The 18,883-nt window shown below is 70.6% G+C and carries 13 protein-coding genes and 1 pseudogene; 4 read left to right on the top strand and 10 right to left on the bottom strand.

Annotated elements, in window-relative coordinates; genetic code table 11:
- Positions 1–2: 2 nt before the first annotated feature.
- Together AB0E67_RS12835 and AB0E67_RS12830 are read left to right on the top strand one after the other, a co-directional pair.
- On the top strand, positions 3–785 hold the full coding sequence (locus tag AB0E67_RS12835) for a CBS domain-containing protein (protein ID WP_362024879.1): 783 nt from the start codon (positions 3–5) through the stop codon (positions 783–785).
- 16 nt (positions 786–801) lie between these two features.
- Positions 802–4,095, top strand: coding sequence for an AAA domain-containing protein (locus AB0E67_RS12830; protein ID WP_362024877.1), 3,294 nt, complete (start codon positions 802–804; stop codon positions 4,093–4,095).
- Between the two features lie 756 nt (positions 4,096–4,851).
- Here the strand turns inward: AB0E67_RS12830 and AB0E67_RS12825 are convergent.
- From AB0E67_RS12825 to AB0E67_RS12790, 8 genes are all read right to left on the bottom strand, one after another.
- A complete protein-coding gene (locus AB0E67_RS12825) occupies positions 4,852–5,496 on the bottom strand; it encodes a hypothetical protein (RefSeq protein ID WP_362024874.1) in 645 nt (214 codons plus the stop codon).
- Between the two features lie 42 nt (positions 5,497–5,538).
- Positions 5,539–6,810, bottom strand: a complete 1,272-nt coding sequence (locus AB0E67_RS12820; protein ID WP_362024871.1) for a glycosyltransferase — start codon at positions 6,808–6,810, stop codon at positions 5,539–5,541.
- 75 nt (positions 6,811–6,885) lie between these two features.
- On the bottom strand, positions 6,886–8,205 hold the full coding sequence (locus AB0E67_RS12815; protein ID WP_362024868.1) for a UDP-glucose/GDP-mannose dehydrogenase family protein: 1,320 nt from the start codon (positions 8,203–8,205) through the stop codon (positions 6,886–6,888).
- Positions 8,206–8,430: 225 nt separating this feature from the next.
- The gene (locus tag AB0E67_RS12810) at positions 8,431–9,642 is read right to left on the bottom strand and encodes an MFS transporter (protein WP_362024865.1); all 1,212 of its coding nucleotides are present in this window, start codon (positions 9,640–9,642) and stop codon (positions 8,431–8,433) included.
- Positions 9,643–9,739: 97 nt separating this feature from the next.
- Positions 9,740–11,581, bottom strand: a complete 1,842-nt coding sequence (gene asnB, locus AB0E67_RS12805; RefSeq protein ID WP_362024862.1) for an asparagine synthase (glutamine-hydrolyzing) — start codon at positions 11,579–11,581, stop codon at positions 9,740–9,742.
- 75 nt (positions 11,582–11,656) lie between these two features.
- Positions 11,657–13,522 carry an NAD(P)-dependent oxidoreductase gene (locus AB0E67_RS12800; protein WP_362024859.1) on the bottom strand — a complete coding sequence of 622 codons (1,866 nt, stop codon included), beginning with the start codon at positions 13,520–13,522 and terminating at the stop codon, positions 11,657–11,659.
- A gap of 42 nt (positions 13,523–13,564) precedes the next feature.
- Complete coding sequence (locus tag AB0E67_RS12795; RefSeq protein WP_362024856.1) at positions 13,565–14,344, bottom strand: phytanoyl-CoA dioxygenase family protein; 780 nt, start codon at positions 14,342–14,344, stop codon at positions 13,565–13,567.
- Between the two features lie 585 nt (positions 14,345–14,929).
- Positions 14,930–15,568 carry a TetR family transcriptional regulator gene (locus AB0E67_RS12790; protein WP_362024853.1) on the bottom strand — a complete coding sequence of 213 codons (639 nt, stop codon included), beginning with the start codon at positions 15,566–15,568 and terminating at the stop codon, positions 14,930–14,932.
- Between the two features lie 278 nt (positions 15,569–15,846).
- Here AB0E67_RS12790 and AB0E67_RS12785 point away from each other — a divergent pair.
- Positions 15,847–16,014: pseudogene (locus AB0E67_RS12785) on the top strand (IS5/IS1182 family transposase); the annotation flags it as partial.
- 72 nt (positions 16,015–16,086) lie between these two features.
- Here AB0E67_RS12785 and AB0E67_RS12780 read toward each other — a convergent pair.
- Both AB0E67_RS12780 and AB0E67_RS12775 read right to left on the bottom strand, forming a co-directional pair.
- On the bottom strand, positions 16,087–16,842 hold the full coding sequence (locus AB0E67_RS12780; protein ID WP_362024850.1) for a glucose 1-dehydrogenase: 756 nt from the start codon (positions 16,840–16,842) through the stop codon (positions 16,087–16,089).
- Between the two features lies 1 nt (position 16,843).
- Positions 16,844–17,548, bottom strand: a complete 705-nt coding sequence (locus AB0E67_RS12775) for a ScbR family autoregulator-binding transcription factor (protein ID WP_362024847.1) — start codon at positions 17,546–17,548, stop codon at positions 16,844–16,846.
- Positions 17,549–17,796: 248 nt separating this feature from the next.
- Between AB0E67_RS12775 and AB0E67_RS12770 the strand changes: the two genes are divergently transcribed.
- A complete protein-coding gene (locus AB0E67_RS12770; RefSeq protein WP_362024844.1) occupies positions 17,797–18,750 on the top strand; it encodes a ScbA/BarX family gamma-butyrolactone biosynthesis protein in 954 nt (317 codons plus the stop codon).
- The last annotated feature ends 133 nt before the right edge of the window (positions 18,751–18,883 follow it).

The raw sequence follows: 18,883 nt of genomic DNA, 5'->3' as shown, positions 1-18,883 counted from the left end.
CAGTGGTCCAGAGCGCGGCGGACGCCGCCGGACACCTGGCGGACGAGGACCTCCGGGCACGGACCGTCGCCTACCGGGTGAGCAACCTCGATTCGGCCAACCGCATGCCGGAGTGCGTGCGGGTCGGGGACGGTCTCGATACCGCGATGACGCTCATGGTGCTGCGCGACTACAGTCAGTTGCCCGTCCTCGACGCGGACGGACGGCTTCGCGGAGTGGTCAGCTGGGAGTCGATCGGCCGTGCCCGCATGGCCGATCCCGGGGCCGGTCTCACCGCTGCCACGGTTCGCGCTCAGGAAGCGGACCGGTCCGACGACCTGCTCGACTGGATCGGGACCATCCAGAAGTCGGGCTACGTCCTCGTACGCGATCACGACCACAAGGTGTGCGGTCTGATCACCGACTCCGATCTCACAGTCCAGTTCGGTACCCGAGTGCGGCCCTTCGTGCTCGTCGAGGAGATCGAGCAGCGCCTGCGCCGCATCGTCGACCGCTGCATCCCGATCGAGCGCATTCGTGCCGTCGTGCCCAAACACCGTGCCGCCCGGGTCAATTCCGCTGCCAACCTCACGTTCGGCGCGTACGGCCACCTGTTCAAGGTTTCCGAGAACTGGTCCGCACTGGGCTGGGCCATCGACCAGCAGCACTTCCTCTCCGCGCTGGAGGAGTGCCGGAACTTCCGCAACGACCTGATGCACTTCAGCCCCGACCCCGTCACCGACGACCAGCTGCACCCGGCTCAAGGGCTGCTGGAACTGCTCCGCTCCATGGATCCGCACAACTGACGGGGAGGAGTCTCAAGTGGGGTGGCGCGAGGAGATCGCTGCTGCACTCGGCGAGTGGATCGCCCTGGAAGGAGGTGCGGGGAGGCAGTCCCGTTGGCAGCGTGTCGGGCGGGCGGCTCGTGCGGGCGACCCCGGCGTGTACGTCGTGGACATCCGGGGTTCCGACATCGGACCGGATCAGCTGGACAGCCTGCGACTCGCCGGGCCGGAGACCGACAGCATCGAGTCGGAAGGATTCGTCGTCTCCGAGGCCGTGCAGAACGGCAGTCTTCTCACCCTGAAGGTGGCCAGGTTCGCCCAGGTCGCAGACCCTCACCTGTGGATGCAGAAGCAATCGCCCACCTTTCTCGTGGAGGCCCTGCGCCAAGGCATCGCGGGGCTCGGGGAGCATCCCTTGGCGGCAGCGCTGGCGGCCGGCTCCATCGGCGGAGCACGGGCGGCGGAGGGGGACCCTCCGGGGTTTCATCCCTCCCAGGCCGACGCGTATCGCGCGTGCCTCGGAGAAGGCGTCCACCTGGTGTGGGGACCTCCCGGTACCGGGAAGACCACCGTGCTCAAGAGAGCGATCGGCGACCTCATCGCCCGCGGTGATCGCGTACTACTCGTCTCCACGACCAACATCGCCGTGGACAACGCGCTGATGGGGGTGGTCCGCGACCGGCGACACATTCCTGGAGACATCGTCCGTGTCGGCCCACCGCATCTCAAGGAGGTGGCCGAGGATCCCTCTGTCTCTCTCCCCCTGATGGTCAGGGCACGGCTCATGGAGACCGCGGAGCGACGCAGCGCGCTCGAGTCCGAGCTGGTCGCGATCAAGGAGCGGGCAGCCGAACTGGCCACTCTGGACGCCGCACTGAGCGGGTTCGACTCCGATGCCTACGACGCGGCTCTGGAACTGCTGCGCACTCCCGGGATGGACCCGGAGTCGGTGCAGCGGCTGGCCGACGAGGCGAAGCGACAGCACCACGAGGCGCACCAGGAACACGAGAAGACAGTCATCGCGCTCCGAAGCGCGTCGGCCAGGGACAAGGCCGCAGATGCCGCCCGTGCCCAGTGGCGTCAGGTGGATCAGTTGCGGGCAGAGATGACCGAGGTGGGCGAGGCGGCCACGCTGCGCGAGGCAGCGGCACTGCTTGCGGACGGCCGCTGCGACCCCCTGCGGACGGAACTGCGTACGCTCAAGGGGAAAGGCTCCTGGTCGCAGCGTCGGTCCCGGGACAAAATCGCAGAACTCCAGCGACGGCTGGCGGAGATGGAGTCGGCCGCCGAGACAGCCCGGGAGGACGCGCTCAAGGCCCGGTCCATCGCCACGACTCATGCCGCAACCCTCGAAGTCCGCAGCACCGCCCTCGCCGAGAGCATCCCCCTGACCCGGAAACAGACCGCGGCGTTGCACGCCGAAGCCGACACGGCACGGGCCGCTTCGCATCGGGCCTGGCAGCATCTCGACCGATGCGCCGCCGAACTCGCCAGGATGACCGAGATCAGCAAATGCACCGTCCACGCGTATGAACTCGTCAAGGATGCCGAACACAAGAACTGGCCCACCACGTTCAAGCGCGCAGGCCGACTCCGTCCTGCTGTCGCCGCCGACGAGGCACGCCGTCCGGGGCTGGAGAAGGCCTACCAGAAGATCCAGGAGGAATACGAACGGCTGGCGCGCGACGCCGAGAGCGTGATCATCAAAGCCGCCAAACTGGTCGCGACCACGCTGGCCCGGTTCCGCACCAACCGGGTCGTCCTCGACGGACCGTACGACGTGGTGCTCGTGGACGAGGCAGGGGCCGCCACACTGCCGGAGGTGCTTCTGGCAACCGGCAAGGCGCGTCGGGGCGTCGTGCTGCTGGGCGACTTCATGCAGTTGGGCGCAGTCGTCCCACCGGAGCTCAAGGACCAGAGGCGCCCCGACATCCAGCGCTGGCTCCTCCCCGACGTGTTCGCTCACTGCGGCGTCCGCACCCCCTCCGACGCACAGCACCATCCCGCCTGCATCACTCTGACCGAGCAGCATCGATTCGGTCCCGCCGTGATGCGGCTGGCCAATGAACTCGCATACGGCGGCGTGCTGAGCGGCGGCCCGCAGACACGCGTGGAGCGTGGGCCCGGCGACCCCGAAATCGTACTGATCGACACGGACGGACTGCACGAGCTGGCCAGGCCCCATCTGACCGGCAGCCGCCGCGGATGGTGGCCCGCCGGCACGCTGATCACTCGTGCCTTGGTGGAAGTTCACCGCGAACTCGGCGAGGACACGGGCGTGGTCACCCCGTGCCGCGTCCAGGCCGAAGCCACCTTGGAGGCCCTGCGCGATGTCGAGGGGCCGAACGGGGATGCGTCGGCCGAAGTGGGGACGGCCCACAGGTTTCAGGGGCGGGAGTTCGACGTAGTCGTCTTCGACACCGTCGAAGGCGACAGGAGCACGCGGCCGCTGTGGATGGCGCATGCCCACCGCCAACCCGCAAGGAGTACATGGCCCCTTGACGGGGTTCGGCTGTTCAACGTCGCCGTCACCCGGGTGAAGACCCGGGTGTACGTGATCGCCAGCCTTGAGCGCCTTCGAGCCGCGGGCCGGGCGACAGCTCTGGGCCAATTGGCCGCAATGATCGGTACACCCGGTGTCCGAGTGCTGCACGCCCGGAACCTGATCACCCCGCCCACCGCCTCGCGCCCGTTCCGAGGTGAATTCGGCACCGCTCTCGCGGATGTCCTCGGTCGGCACGTCGAGGTGACCGAGATGGACGACGAACGGGACTTCTACCGGGCCTTCTCCGAGAAGATCGGTCACGCCCGGCGTTCACTGTGGCTCTGGGCTCCTTGGGTGGCGGCCCGTCTCCACTCCCTCCTGCCCGAACTCCAAGCCGCCGCCGAGCGGGGCGTCCGGATCAACGTCTTCATCCGTGACGACACCGACAAGCTTCAGAAACAGGAGAAGAACCAGGCGCTGATCACCCAGCTGAGGCGCGTCGTCGACACGGTGGTACCCATGCATGAAATGCATCAGAAGATCGTCGTCGTAGACGAGCAGACCGTCCTGCTCGGCAGCCTCAACCCGCTCTCCCAGAAGTCGACCCGGGAGATCATGCTGACGATGCAAGGCCGCTACTTCGCCCGCAAGCTGCTGGAACACGAGCACGCCACCACGTTCGCCGCTCCGCCGACATGCGGACGGTGCAAAGGCAGCGAGATCGAGATCCGGCGTTACAAGAAGGACGACTGGGTCTGGCGTTGCTACGCCACCGCCTGCAAGTCCACGCCGAAGGGCGGCGTCAACGCATGGACTCAGAAGATCCGCCTGAGACAAGGACGATAGGGCTTCCCACCTCCCCTCACTCACTCGGTCAGACACAGCCGGACACAGCACAGCAGCGGCCTTCTTGGTCATGGCGGGCGGGTCCAACTGCCCACTTCGGACGAGGCCCAATGACGCAGCCGTAGGGGAGGCCTGAGCCGCTGGGCATCTCGTATCGGACGCCGATCACCCGAGGAAGCCCGGAACTCCTTCCAGTGTCGGGGCTCGCCGACCGATGCTGGTTCCGCCTCCACCACCACAACAGCATCTGCTCCCAGACCTCGGCGTTCCACGACCACAGGGCTGGCTCGTCACCCGGCACGAGGCGCGAACGCAATTCCCGCACCGAATCCGTCAGGTCATGGGGGTGGCCGCGCCGGGGATCAGCCGCTCCAGCCAGTGCACGGTCTCGGCCACGGACTGCGCCCGCGCCTGGTCCGCCGCCACGCGCGCGATCGTGGCTGCCGCCACAAGGTGCTGATCGCCGAGGTCAGGGGAAGCAGATCGTCCAGCCGGGCCCCACCGTTCTTCAGGACCTGGGCAAGGTCCCGCACTCAAGCATCAAGCCATTCTTGACGCTGTTTCCTGAAGACGCCCTCCGACAGCGATTCCGGGCCCCAATAGTTCACGTGAACGAATGGGGCCTGGACCAGTACGAAGTCCGCCGCTACGCCGGCTGGTACCAGCAGATCACGTCTCACCGAGAAGCCGCCACATCCCCTCAGGACCGACGCACTGCCAGGTCCTGAGGGGGGCGGCAGGCGATCGCGCCCGGCGTCAGGGCGCCGGGCGGGGTTCCGGGGTGGGGAACCAGCGGGTCATGGCGACGGGTTCGGTGCCGGAGCCGCCGTCGATGGTGAACCACTCGCCCGGGCCGGTGCGTCGTTCCCACGCCTGGTGGAGTTCGGACAGTGCCTGGACGAAGTCCGTGGCGAGAGCCGCGGCTTCGTGGAGGTCCTGGTCGGGGCTCTGCGAGCTGGCCCCGACGATCTGGCCGCGCACTTCCGCGGAGTGGCCGTAGCGGAAGCCGCCGTCGCCGCACAGGTGCGGGTCCACCAGGACGGCGGTGCCCCAGTTGTGGCCGGTTCTTCGGTGCCCGGCCGCCTTGGCCGCGGCGTAGGGGAGGAAGTCGTGTCCCCGCTCTCCCAGGGTGACGGCCGCCAGGACGGCGTCCTCGTTGGGTACCCAGGGGCCCGCTGTGGCGTCCAGCAGGACGAACGCCATGTGCGGCCTGGGGTAGACGCCGTGGGGTGCGCGCTCCGGGGAGATGTGGTGGTTGCGCCAGACGCTCTCCGCCCGGCGCAGCGCGAGACGGGTGAGCAGTGCGTCGAACTGTGGGCCGGACATCAGGTACTGGTAGGGGTTGCGGCGGTGGGCGCCGCGGACGGGGAGACCGTCCGGAGAGATCGTTTCGTGGACCATCGTCGTTGCTCCTCCAACGGGCGGCCGGTGTACGGCCGGTGGTCAGGCGGTGGCCGTGTGCACGGCGCGGGAGAAGTGCTCCCAGGCGGTGAGCGTGTCCTGCTCGAACTTCTCCCGGGAGATCTCGGTGGAGATGTCCGCGCGCAACTGCTTGCCGAGCTGCTCGATGCCCAGATGGCTGTCGTGCACGCGGACGACGGCGTCGGCCAGCGCGTCACCGGTGGGTCCGAAGAGATGGGTCCGGGGGAAGAACCTTCGGGCCTCGACCTTGTCCGAGTCGATCATGAGGGTGCACACGCCGGAGAGGGCGGCCTCCAGCGGGGTGATCCCCAGGGTCTCGTAGCGCGAGGGGCAGATGAAGACGCCGACCGGTCTCGCCTTGTCGAACAGCGCGTAGAGCTGCGGTTTGGGCAGTTTGCCGACGGCCATGAACGCGTCGGCGTACTCGGCGGGCACGCGCGAGCGCAGGCTCTCGCGGGCGGCGGCGTCGTCGACGCCGTCCCCGACGACCAGGATGCGCAGCGGGACACCGCGCCGGCGCGCCTGGACACAGCCGTCGACGAGCAGTTCGACGTTCTTGAAGTAGTCCAGTCGCGCGACCGCCGTGAAGGCGAGCACGGCAGCGCCCTCCACGAAGCCCTGGAGAACCGGGTCACGCAGGGGTTCGACCGTGTCCGGCAGCACGATGGGCGGTCGCACGGCCCGGATGCGACGCTCGTCGACGCCGCGGTTGATCAGGTGGGTGCGCTGCAGATGGGAGTGTTGCAGGACGAACATGCGCTCGCTCGTACGGACCCTGTCCAGACCGAGTTCCTGGTGCTTGAGCAGGTGCAGTGCCTTCGTCGCGTCGCCGAACGCGCGACCCGTCGCGTCGGCCGAGAACGTCCCGACGAAGTCGTGTACGAACGGGCCGTGATGGGTCACGCAGCAGGCGAACTCATCGGGGTGGAAGCCCAGGAGGGAGTCGGTCTGGTAGTAGAGCATGGCCTGGCGCGTCTCGCCGTGCTCGGCGAGCAGGAGCCTCGCGGCCTCGGCGATGGCGCCGCTGACCACCCGCTGCGCCATCCGGAAGTTGAACTGCAGGAGTGCGCAGACGACTCCGGAGCGACGGGCCAGGCGGATCCGGGGCTCGACGAGGTCCTCGTCACGCTGGTAGAGCAGGACGCCCGCGGACAGACCGGCCGCCTGCAGGCAGCGCAGTACGGAGCGGGCGAAGGACGTCGCGCCGACATGGGCCGGGGCCAGTTCGCTGTCGGGGAAGTAGCGTTCGTTGACGACGATGATGCCGGTCAGCTGAGGATCGTGCGGAGACACGGGGAACACTCCAGGTCTGTCGGCGTGGCAACGTGGTGGGGCGCAGGGCGTGCGGGGTGTCGGTGCCGTCCCGGTTCAGGGGCGGCCCGGAGCCCGGTAGTTCCAGCCGGCGGTGCGCCAGGCGGCGGCGTCGAGGACGTTGCGCCCGTCGACGATGTTGCGTTCGCCGCTGACGGCGCCGAGCGTGACCGGGTCGAGGCCGGTGAAGTCCGCCCATTCGGTGAGCAGCAGGGTGACGCGCGCACCGGTCGCCGCCTCCACCGCGGAGCCCGCGTAGCCGAGTTCCGGGCAGGACTTGCGGGCGTTGTCGAGCGCGGCCGGGTCGTAGACCGACACCCGTGCGCCTTCTCCCGCGAGCGCCTTCGCCACGGCCAGGGCCGGGGAGTCACGGATGTCGTCGGAGTCCGGTTTGAAGGCCGCGCCCAGGACCGCGACGGGGCAGTTGTCGAGCGACCCGCCCGCCAGGTCGCGGGCCAGCTCCACGGCCCGTTCCCGGCGGCGGGTGTTGATCGCGTCGACCTCGCCCAGGAACGCCAGCGCGTGGCCCACTCCGAGCTCCTCGGCCCGGGCCCGGAAGGCGCGGATGTCCTTCGGGAGACAGCCGCCGCCGAATCCGATGCCCGGGTGCAGGAAACGCTTGCCGATGCGGTCGTCGTGGGACAGGGCCTCGGCCAGTGCCACGACGTCGGCGTCGACCGCCTCGCACAGTTCGGCCATGGCGTTGATGTAGGAGATCTTCGTGGCGAGGAAGGAGTTCGCGGCGGTCTTGACGAGCTCCGCGGTGGCGAAGTCGGTCACGACGCAAGGGGGGTCGCCCAGCGGGCGGTACAGCTCGCGCAGGGTGCGTTCCGCCTGCGCGGTCCGCACGCCGAGAACGATCCGGTCGGGGCGCAGGGTGTCCTCGACCGCGAACCCCTCGCGCAGGAACTCGGGGTTCCAGGCCAGGTCGGCGCCCGTCCCGGCGGGTGCCAGTTCCTGGAGCCGGCGGGCGAGCCGGTCGGCCGTGCCGACCGGCACCGTCGACTTGCCGACGACGAGGCACGGCCGGGTGAGGTGGGGGGCCAGGGCGTCGACGGCCGCGTCGAGTTGGGAGGTGTCGGCGGCGTGCCCAGAGGCGGACTGGGGGGTGCCGAGGCAGAGGAAGTGCACGTCTCCGAAGGCCGCCGCCTTCTCGAACGAGGTGGTGAACCCCAGTCGTCCCGACTCCAGGCCGTTGCGCAGGAGGGCTCCGAGTCCGTTCTCGTGGATGGGCAGGTCGCCGTTGGCGAGTCGACGGACCTTGTCCACGTCGATGTCCAGGCCCAGGACCTCGTAGCCCAGTTCGGCCATGCAGGCCGCATGGGTGATTCCGAGGTATCCGGTGCCGATCACGGTGATTCTGCGGGGCGCGTGCAAGGTCGTGGTCCTTCCTTCAGTGGTTTTCGGGCACGGGTGAGGAGCGCCTCGGGCATACGGGACCGGAGGCGCCGCGGATGGCCGTTGGGTGCGAAGTGGCCGGTGACCGATGGGTGCGTGGTGGCCGGTGGCCTGCGGGTGCGTGGTGGTCGGTGGCCGATGGGCGCGTGGTGGTCGGTGGCCGATGGGCGCGTGGTGGCCGGCGGGTGCGGGGACGGGGGTCGGTCAGGGACGGGCGCGTGGCAGGTTGCGGATGGCGGGGATGGCGAGCAGGGCGAGGGCACAGGCGACGGCCGCCACGGTGGAGGCCAGCAGGAGCGACCGCAGGTCGGCGAGGTGGGTGGCCGGACCGGCGACGACCTGGCCGAGGGGGACGGCGAGGATGGATCCCGCGACCTGGTAGGCGGCGACCCGGTTGAGCCGGTCCTCGGGGATCTGGGTCTGGACCGTGGTGGACCACTGGACCCCCCAGAACGCCCAGCCGATGCCGCTGATCGCGTACCCGGCCATGAGCAGGGGCTGGACGGGGACGAGGGCGGCGGCCAGAGGCATGAGGGGGAACAGGAGCATGGCGATGCCGCCCGCGCGCAACGGACGCGCGGCGCGGACGCGGATGGCGACGAGACCGCCGATCGCGCAGCCGGCGCCGAAGGCGGCCTCCGCGTAGCCGAAGGCGGCCTTGCCGTGCTCCGCGATGATGGCGGCGGAGCCGAGCGGGACGATGGGGCCCCAGACGAAGACGCCCAGGACCCACCAGATGAGGATGACGGACCACAGCCAGGCGCGGGAGCGGAACTCGTGCCACCCGGTGAGGAGGTTGGTGAGCGTGGAGGCGTCCCGGTCGGCCTGGCCGGGTGCGAGGCGCAGTGCCAGCAGGCAGAGCCCGCTGACCGCGAAGGTGACGGCGTCGAGAGCGAAGACCCAGGCCGGTGACGCCATGGCGACGAGGGTGCCGGCCAGCGCCGGACCGGCCATGGTGGCGAAGCCCTCGCTGACCCGCAGGACACCGTTGGCCTTCTGCGGGTCGGCCGCGACCTGGGGCACGAGACTGGAGGTGCCGGGCTGGAACATGGCGGTGGCCACCCCGCCGATCAGCGATCCGACGATCATGACGGCGAGGGGCGGGTGCCCGAGCCACAGGTAGGCGGCGAGCAGCAGTTGCACGAGGAACCGTGTCGCGTCCGCGCCGATCATCAGGGGACGGGGGTGGAAGCGGTCCGCGAACACGCCTCCGAAGACGACGCAGAGCGCGAAGGCCCCCATCCAGGCGCCCAGCGAGTAGCCGACGCCACTGACCCCGTAACCGAGGGAGAACATCGCCACGGCTGTCGCGACCGGGATCATGGTGTCGCCGACCTGCGACGCGACGCGGGCGGTGAAGTAGAACGCGAAGTTCGGCGTCCACAGACGGGACGGCAGGGCGAGGGACAGGCTCATCTGACTTTCCAGGGCTGTGGACAGGAAGGGGGCGCCGCCGCAGGCGGGTTCCCGGCGTGCTGCGCGTGGCCGGGGCACCGCCTGCGGAGGCAGGGGCTCACAGAGCGACGCGGACGTCGTAGGAGGTGAGCCAGGTGTCGAGTTGGAGGGCGGTCTCCAGAGCGGCCCGGCTCACGCCCTGCCGCAGCCCGTCCGCTCCGTGCGACGCCACCGCCTGCTTGAGTTCCTCCGAGAAGAGCGGGGCGCTCGGGCTCTGCGGGTCCCGGACGATCCCGGCGAGGCGCTCGCGCAGGACACGGTCGTAGGCGCCGGTGCGCAGATTGGGGTACGGGGTCTTGATCCGCATGGCCACGCGTTCGGGGAGCAGATCGCGCATGGCCGCGCGCAGCAGGCTCTTCTCCCGGCCGTCGAAGCTCTTCATGGCCCAGGGGACGTTGAACGTGTAGTCGATGAGCCGGTGGTCGGCGAAGGGGATGCGGATCTGCAGGCCGCAGCTCATGCCCAGCCGGTCGAGGCGGTCGAACAGGACGCGGGAGTGGCGGGTCAGCGCGAGGTAGGTGACCTCACGGTGCCGTGCTTCCTTCGGGTCGGAGATCTGCCCGGCCGCCCCCAGTTCCGCCAGCGCGGCGCTGTGCGTGTCGAGTTCGTAGGCGGTCAGGTCGAGCTTGGCCAGCAGGCCGGCATCGAATATCTCGTCGTTCCCGACGTAGCGGTCCCGCCCCTGCGCCACCCAGGGATACGTGCCGGCGAAGACCCATTCCGGCAGACGCTGCCAGTTGTAGCCGCCGAAGACGTCGTCCCCGCACTCGCCGGACAGGGCCACCGTGGCGTGCCGGCGAGCGGTGCCGAACAGCCGGTACAGGGAGGCGTACTGGTCGCCCTTGTTGATGGGCAGGTCGTAGGCGCTCAGGACGGACGCCCGCAGGGCCGGGTCGAGCAGGTCCAGCGAGCCGAGCGGGATCTCGGTCAGGTCCGAGCCGACGTGGTCCGCCATCAGCCGGGCGTAGATGTGGTCCTCGTTGCCGGAGCTCCCGTCGGGCAGCGAGGGGTCGTGGTCGTCGACGGCGAAGGAGCGCAGCGTACCCAGTCCTTCGCGCCGGGCGACCCGGGCCGCCAGCGCCGTCAGGGAACTCGAGTCCAGCCCTCCCGACAGCAGCGCCGCGGGCGGGATCTCGGCGACCATGTGGTCGCCGACGACCGTTTCGAGCAGTTCGCGCACGGTGGAGACGGTCCGCTCCAACGAGTCGGTGTGCTCCCCGAGCCGCAGGCCCCAGTACCGTTCCTGCGTCGTGCCCTCCCGGGTGACACGCACCGTGCAGCCGGCCAGGACCTCCCGCATGCCGCGGAAGACGGCGTGGCCGGGGACCCTGGCGACCGACAGGATGTCCCGCAGCCCGTCCGCGTCCAGGACGGGGGAGAAATCCGGGTGCGCGAGGATCGCCTTCGGTTCGGACCCGAACACCACGCCGGTGTGCGCGGGAGCGTAGAAGAGCGGCTTGACGCCCAGGCGGTCGCGCACGAGGAGCAGCTCCTGGCGCCGTTCGTCCCAGAGGGCGAAGCCGTAGACGCCTTCGAGCCGCCCGACGAAGTCCGCGCCCCATTCCAGGTAGGCGTGGAGGGCGACCTCGGCGTCCGTGGGGGTTTCGAGGATCCGGCCGAGCGAGCGGAGCCGGGCGCGCAGTTCCCCGGCGTTGTAGAGCTCGCCGTTGAAGGAGATGACGGCGCGGGTGCCGGAGCCGTCGGCGGCGGTGAGGGGCAGGCTACGGCCTTCCAGGCCGTGGGCCGACAGGACCCGCTGTCCCAGGGCTGCGTGTTCGGAGGTCCAGGTGCCGCCGACGGCCGGCCCGCGGCGTGCCATGGTCCGCGTCAGTGCGTCGGCGACGTCCTGCCGTGCCGACACGTCGCGCGAGAAATCTACCCATCCGGCTATACCGGACATCGAGTGCTCCTAGGGGTGTGGAGGGAGGACGGTTGCTGAGGAAACGGTTGGTCAGGAAGGGAGCCGGGGCGGGAGTCAGGGAAGGAGGTCGCCGCCGTGGATGTCGCAGGCGTACCACTGCGCGAGATCGCGCAGCCCCTCGACCAGGGACGCCGAACTCGTCCAGCCCAGCTCGGACTCGATGAGATCCGTCGTCATGTGCCGGTTGCGCGGCGCCGTGTGCGGTCCGGTCTCCCGGGGGGTGCGGCGGGAGACGTCGGCGACCAGGCCGGCCAGTTCCTCCTCCGCGCAGGCCGCCGTGGCGATGTTGAACACCGGCCGCGACGGCTCGGCGGCGAGGACGGCCCCGATCGCGTCGGCCATGTCCCGGTAGTCCAGGACCTGGTGGATCTCTCCCGGGGCGAGAGTCAAAGAATGTCGCGTCCATGCCAAATGCACCCATTGCACGCACGCGCCGTCGCGCGGTGCGTACGGCCCCACCGGCTCGCCCAGCCGCAGCACCTGCACCGGGATGCCGGTGCGCTCGCCCCACTCCCGGCACCGCTGCTCCTCCTGCCACCAGGCCAGCGCGACGGGGTCCTGCGGCGCCGCGGTCAGCGCGTCCTCGTCGATCCGCTCCGCCGCGCTCCCCCGGTACACGGCGTACGAACCGGCGTACACCAGGCGCTCCACGCCGGCGGTCTCCGCGGCCTTCAGGACGCCGTCGAGCCTCTGGTCGTCGCCCCGGACGGCGCCGCCGAGATGCACCACGTACCGCGCCCCGGTGAGATCCGGTACCGACGGCGGCTCCGCCCGGTGCACGGCGTCCAGACCCCCGTCGCCCAGCAGACCCGCGAGCTGCCGGGCGAAGCGGCTCGAACCCCCGGTCACCACGGTCCTGCTCCCGGCCGGGGCCGTCGGCCGGGCGGCGTCGGCGCGGCGCGCCCGCCTCCCCGCCGAGAGCGCGTCCGTCGCGAGACCGGCGATCGGGCGGGCCAGGGCGAGCAGTTCGTCGACGGGGTAGTCCTCGCACAGGCCACCGGGCCCCAGTGTCCTCATCGCCGCTTCGGCGGTGGCCGCGTCCGGGGCCGGGGAGCCGGCCGTGACGACTCCGATGGTGTAGGCCGTGACCCACACCGCCCTGCGCGTCTCGTCGGACAGCGGGGACGGAGCGGCCGACGCCAGAGCGGCGAGGCAGTCGTCCAGCAGCCCGATCCGCTTCAGGTGACGCTCGGTCTCGACGTATTCCCAGCCCTCCTCGTGCCGGACGGCACAACGGGCCAGGCCGTACTGGTAGAAGGGCACCACCGGGAAACGGACCGCGTCGTAGGGCTCCGGATCCCCGGCCCGCTCCGCGAACCACGTCGCCTGGCGCAGCCCGTGATAGGCGTTGCCCGCGAGACTGGGCATGTCCATGTGCTGCACCAGACTGGGCGTGCAGAACCTGACCCGGACCCCGCGGGCGTTGAGATAGCGCTGCACCACGACGTCGTAGGGCCAGCCGGGCTCGTCCTCCGCCTGGAACCGGGCGTAACCACGGGCCAGTTCGGCCGGCAGCATGAGCGCGTAGCACGGCACATGCTCCTGGAGCGCGTAGGCCCACGGATCTCCGGTCAGGGCCGCGAGCCGCGCCACGGCGCCGTTGCGGGTCTCCCAGCCCGCGTAGAACGCGACCGCTTCGTCACCGGCCACGGCGGCGACCTGCTCGGCGTAGGTGAAGAAGCCGTCGGCGATCGCCACGTCGTCCTGCAGCACCATGTGGTGCGTGGCGTCGGGGGCGACGCAGTCCCAGGAGAGCGGTGCCACCCGCAGCGCGGTGGGGCGTCCGTCGGGCTCGGGGTCGACGACCACCGTGACGCGGCCCCGGGGGTCGGTGGCCGCGACCTCTCGGGCCTCTTCCAGCCGGCGCGGGTGGGTCATCACCGCACCACTCAGTTTCACCGGGCGGTCCGGAGTGTTCATGGGATACCTCGATGGTTTCAGGGGGTGGAGGGGCCGGGGCGTTCAGCTCTGTGCGTCGAACTCGCTGTTGCGGACGAGCCTCACGTTCTCCGTCAGCCCCACGTCGTAGCCGCGTTCCCGCTCCAGCCGGAGCATCTCCGCGGGCCGGAAGTTGAGGATGTAGGCGCGGCGCACTCCGTCCGTGGTGTTGCCGCGCGAGTAGTGCAGGGTGGTGCCCGAGTGCGCGACGCCCTCGCCCGCGGACAGCGGCACCGCGGTGGCGCCCGGCTCCGTCTCCGCGCAGTCGCACTGGATGTTCTTGCCGTCGCTCGTCGCGTAGTGGGGCCGGATCGGCTCGCGGTGCGAGCCGCGGACGTACCACATGCAGCCGTTGTCCAGGACGGCGTCGTCCAGCGCCACCCAGATGGACACCGCGCGCTTGTCGGGCAGATCGATCCAGTACGCCGCGTCCTGGTGCCACGGGGTCGGCACACCGGTGCGCGGGGCCTTGTGGATCAGCATGTCGAAGTCGAACACGGCGTCGTCGCCGATCAGTTCCTTCGCCGTCTCCAGTGCCCTGGCGTGCAACGGCATCTCCCGCAGGGGTTCGTGGAGCGCGGAGGGCCACATGATCTGGGTGATGTTCTCCTGGCCGCCGCCCCGGCGCGGCTCGTGCGAACCGAGGTCGGAGCGCTTGTCGCCGCTCGCGATCTCGCCGCTGAGGAACCGGTCGTAGACGTCCCGGTAGGTCCTCACCTCCTCCCTCGACAGCAACGGGCCCGTGGTGACGAATCCGTCGTTCGCGAAGGTCTGCGCCCGGTCGATCTCAGTGTTCACTGTCATGGGAATCCTCCGTGTGACGTGATGCTCAGGTGATCTGCGGTGCGGGTGAGGGCAGTTGCGCATGCGGCACCGACGGGACGACGGGCAGGGGCGTCGAACGGAAAGCCGCGTGACCAGGACGGTTCGCGGCCCGGAAGATGGCACCGTCGACGTTGACGGAGCGCCGGGAAGGGCAAGGAGCGCCGGTCCGGGGCACACCCCGCAACCGGGGACGGCGCACACGGGACGGCACCGGAAGACGCGTCGGGAGCGTGGAGAATGCGATGGCCCCGAGGGGCTGGCACGGACACGTCTTCGTGCTGGTCCTCAACCGTCGGAACGGCTCATGGAATTGCCCGGTCGATGCCGGGCGGACACAGCGGCCCCGGTCATCGGAACGTTCGCCCGTCGAAGAGACGTCATGAACTCGGCGTGCCGGGCGCCGCACGGCGGTGCCGGCCGTCGAAGTCCCTCCCCCTCCTTCCCCCGGTCCTTCGCGAGCGAAACGCGCGCAGGTGCACCCGGCCCGTTCGAGCCCTGGGGCGCCCGCGCCCATGAAACATACAGAATCCGCGCTTTGTTTACTAGGGGATCAATACTGTCCGCTCAGGATCGGTGACCGGAGCGTGCGGAGTCCTGCCGCCGGTCGCCCGATTCGCCCGGCGTACGGGCGGCACCGCCCAGCACCACCCGCCACATGGATTCGAGCTGGTCGACAGCCCCGGCGGGAGCGGCTTCGTCCGGCGTCCTGGCAAGGGCCTCCGCCCCCGCCAGCAGGCAGGCGGCCAGCGCGACCACCGTGTCCGGATCCACGCCCGGCCGCAGTTCCCCCTCGCGGTCGGCCCTGAGAAGAAGCTCGCGCACCACGGGGATCCACGCAGCCGTCCAGTCGACGGCGCCACGGGGATCGTCCCGGGCCAGACGCGCCGCGGAACGCACCACCGGCTCGCCCTCCAGCAGACGGGCGAGCCCCACGGTCAGGCCGACGGCGGAGCCCAGGGCCGGCGACGGGTCGTTCGCCACCTGTTCCATCCGGGCGTCCGCGAGCGCGCGGGCATCGGCCCGAACGGCGTCCGCCAGCTCACCCTTGGAGGCGAAGTGAAAAGTCAGGGCCCCCATGGACACATCGGCCAGTTGACAGATGCGGGCGAGCGTGGCGCGCTCGTAGCCGTTCCGGTCGATCTCGACCGCCGCGGCCCGGATCAACCGCCTCCGGGTGCGATCGGATTTCTTCTCGGTCCCCATGTCACCTCTTCCAGTGGGCCGGCACGCCGCGGACCGGGACGGGCGAGCGATCGGCGGTCCGGCCGGGCAGCAGCAGAAGCAAACCAAACGCTCGTTATATTTTTCCAGAGGCGTGCGGACCCCAATGTCCCGGTACCGGAGCGAGCGGGCCCCCACGGCGGAGGGGGGCGGCCCCCTCTCAGGGACGCTGTTGGTTTGTTCGGTCCCGCGCGTGACGTCGGTCTTCACGATCCGGTTGTGGTCGTGGAGACCGACGTTGTTGTGTGGGGCGGGTGTCGATGCCGATGCAGCCGAAGGGGCCGGGGGAGATTCCGGCGGAGACGGTGCGGGTCGCCCGGGCAGCGTTCCCGAAGGGAAGCCTGGCGATCCGGGCCCGGGACGAGTTGGGGCCGATGTTCCGCGATGAGGACTTCGCGGATCTGTTCGCCACGCGATGCGCCTGGTCGGCCCCCGAATTAGCCAACGGCGTCCCCTCTCAGGGACCGCCCCCTCCGCCGTGCGCGCCCGGATGCGCGGTGTCAGACCGCGGTCCGGCCGCCGTCCACGGGCATCGCGATCCCCGTCACGAACGACGCCCGGTCGCTGCAGAGCCAGGCCGCGGCCTCCGCCACCTCCTGGGCGGACGCGATGCGCCCGCGCAGCGTGTGCGACCGGAAGCGCTCCTCCAAGTGGGGCGAGCGGGAGATCAGTTCGTCCATCATCTCCGTTCTCGTGCTGCCCACGACCAGGGCGTTGACACGGATACCCCGGTGCCCGTAGTCCTGTGCGGCGGCCCTGGTCAGACCGATCACGGCGTGCTTCGCCGCGATGTACGCGGCGGAAGCGCTGGTGGCGCGCACACCGGCCACGCTGGAGGTGTTGACCACCGACCCGCCGCGGCCGGAGGCGAGCATCGCCGGGATCTGGTGCCGCAGGCAGTTCCACACGCCGCGCACGTTGACGTCCATCGTCCGGGCGTACACCTCGTCGTCGATCTCGTGCAGCGGGGTGCCGGCCGTGGCGAACCCGGCGTTGTTGAACGCGGCGTCCAGCGTGCCGAAGGTGTCCACGGCCATCGACACGGCACGCTCCACGTCCTGCGGGACCGTCACGTCACCGGGGGCGGCGAGAGCCCGGCCTCCGGCGCCACGGATCTCCTCCTCGATCCGCGCCAGGGGCTCCCGCCGACGGGCCATCAGCACCACCGCCGCGCCCTCCCGGGCGAACAGGCGTGCGGCCGCGGCACCGATCCCGCTGGACGCCCCCGTGATCATGGCGACCTTGCCGTTCAGCATCTCAGTCCCCCCGGCCCCGGTCGTCCGCGCCACCCGGGGAGCCGGGGCCCGCGTCGGCGCGCCGGTCGACGGCGACCGCCTCCATCAGCGGGCGCACCCGGGCGGGGCTCACCTCCGTGCGGGCGATCACCGACGGCACGGCGACGCCGGGCAGGACGAGCCGCCACATCCGCACCACTCGTTCGGGGAGGTCGGCCCGGCCGTTCTCCACCGCCGCGTACATCTGCATGCCGGTGCAGGACTCGACGACGAGTTCGGCGAGTTCGCGCGGCTCCACGCCGGGCAGCAGCTCGCCCTTGTCCCGGGCCACCCACAGGCAGTCCTCCATGATGCGCACCCACTCCCGGTAGGGGTTGGCGTCCCGCATGCCGAAGGACTCCTGTTCACCGGTCAGCCGTACCCCGGCCCGCAGAAGCACGTCGACCTGCAACTGCTGCGACCAGACCATGGTGATGTCGACCAGGCGCTGCATCCCCTCCGATGCGAGCAGCGGCAGGATCGTGTCCGGCTGCGCGTTCATCACGGCCCGCGCCAGTTCCTTCTTGGAGCTGAAGTGGAAGTAGAGCGCCCCCGCCGTCACTCCGGCCGCCCTGAGGATCTGGTTGATGCTCGAACCGGCGTAGCCGTGCTGGTCGAACGCCTCGGCCGCAGCCCGCAGGAGCGCTTCGCGCGTCCGCGCGGCCCGTTCTTGTCGTGGCCGACCCATCGGCTCTTGTCGTGGCCGACCCATCGGCCGCCCCTCTCCACTCCGAATGAAACGTCCCTTCTTATCCTAAGAGCGGTGCACAAGGAGGAATCCGGGCTGCCGCGCGGCGTTCGCGACTCCCGGGCGGATCAAGGTTCTTGACCGGACTCGCGGCACGGCGGAGCGAGTTCTCTGTAGGTTGCGCCCATGACATCGAGCCACTTCACGCCCAGCGAGATCAGACCCGTGCCCGCATCGGGGAGGTCCATGTGATCGACGACGCTCCGGGGGTCGACTGCCTGGGCCGGGCACCCGGCCTCGTCGACCGCGTACCGGGTGTCTACGTGCACAAGACCGACGAGTCCGAAATCCTGCTCGCCGCCTACCGGCGCTCAGGCCCCGACGCCTTCCGTGTCGTCGCCCGCTGGCCCACGCACCATCGCTTCTATCGCCCGGTGCACGGCGGCTACGATCCGCTGCTGGTCGCCGAGTCCGTACGGCAGGCGGTGCCGCTGCTCAGCCATGCCGGGTACGACGTGCCCTTCGGGCACAGACAGTCCTGGGACTACTTCCGCTGCACGGCCGACATGGCCGCCCTGGCGGCGACCGCCGACCGCCCCGAGGTGGAACTCCTCATCACCTGCGCGGACATCGTCCGGCGCACCGGACGACTGGTGTCGCTGTCCATGCGGGTACGAATGGTCCGCGGCGGGCGGACGATCGGCCGCGCCGAACTGGGCTTCCACAACCACCCCCCGGCCATCTACGCCTGGCTGCGCGGCCGTTACGGAGACCTGGAGGCCGCACTCGCCGGCGCCGTTCCCCCCGCCCCGCCCGTGGCTCCCGCCGACGTCGCCCGCGACAGCCTCACCGATGTCGTCCTCTCCCCGGCCGGCTCCCCGGCCCGCAGCCGGCTGCGCGTGGACCTGACCCATCCGGTGCTCTTCGACCACCCCGTCGACCACATCCCCGGGATGCTGCTGCTCGAGGGCGCCCGCCAGGCGGCGCACGCCGCCCTCGCCCCGACGCCGATGGTCGTGATCGGCATGGACGCCTCGTTCCACCGCTATGCCGAGCTGGACGCGCCCTGCTGGATCGAGTCCGAGTCCGAGTCCGGTTCCGGGACGGCGGACGGCGCGGCGGCCCGCCGTACGGTCCGGGTGACCGCCCGGCAGGGAGCCGTACGCCGGTTCACGTGCACCGTCCTGCTCGATCCTCCCTGACGGCCGCCCGGCTCCCGAGGCGGACCCGACGCGTTCCGCGGCCCGGCGGGATCACCCCCTCCCGCGTCGGGAACACGGGCCCCGCCGCATCGGCGCGGGGACGTGGAACGGCCGCGGGAGCCGACGGGTCGTG

This window comes from Streptomyces sp. NPDC032161 (assembly GCF_040636995.1).
GTDB lineage: Bacteria > Actinomycetota > Actinomycetes > Streptomycetales > Streptomycetaceae > Streptomyces.
Note: the sequence above shows the minus strand (reverse complement) of the source record. Positions and strands in the feature narration are given on the sequence as shown.

What these genes read in the sequence shown, in the direction of transcription:
- AB0E67_RS12825 (WP_362024874.1), bottom strand. Translation starts at nt 5,496, where the DNA reads ATGGTCCACGAAACGATCTCTCCGGACGGTCTCCCCGTCCGCGGCGCC.
- AB0E67_RS12810 (WP_362024865.1), bottom strand. Translation starts at nt 9,642, where the DNA reads ATGAGCCTGTCCCTCGCCCTGCCGTCCCGTCTGTGGACGCCGAACTTC.
- asnB (WP_362024862.1), bottom strand. Translation starts at nt 11,581, where the DNA reads ATGTCCGGTATAGCCGGATGGGTAGATTTCTCGCGCGACGTGTCGGCA.
- AB0E67_RS12800 (WP_362024859.1), bottom strand. Translation starts at nt 13,522, where the DNA reads ATGAACACTCCGGACCGCCCGGTGAAACTGAGTGGTGCGGTGATGACC.
- AB0E67_RS12795 (WP_362024856.1), bottom strand. Translation starts at nt 14,344, where the DNA reads ATGACAGTGAACACTGAGATCGACCGGGCGCAGACCTTCGCGAACGAC.
- AB0E67_RS12790 (WP_362024853.1), bottom strand. Translation starts at nt 15,568, where the DNA reads ATGGGGACCGAGAAGAAATCCGATCGCACCCGGAGGCGGTTGATCCGG.
- AB0E67_RS12780 (WP_362024850.1), bottom strand. Translation starts at nt 16,842, where the DNA reads ATGCTGAACGGCAAGGTCGCCATGATCACGGGGGCGTCCAGCGGGATC.
- AB0E67_RS12775 (WP_362024847.1), bottom strand. Translation starts at nt 17,548, where the DNA reads ATGGGTCGGCCACGACAAGAACGGGCCGCGCGGACGCGCGAAGCGCTC.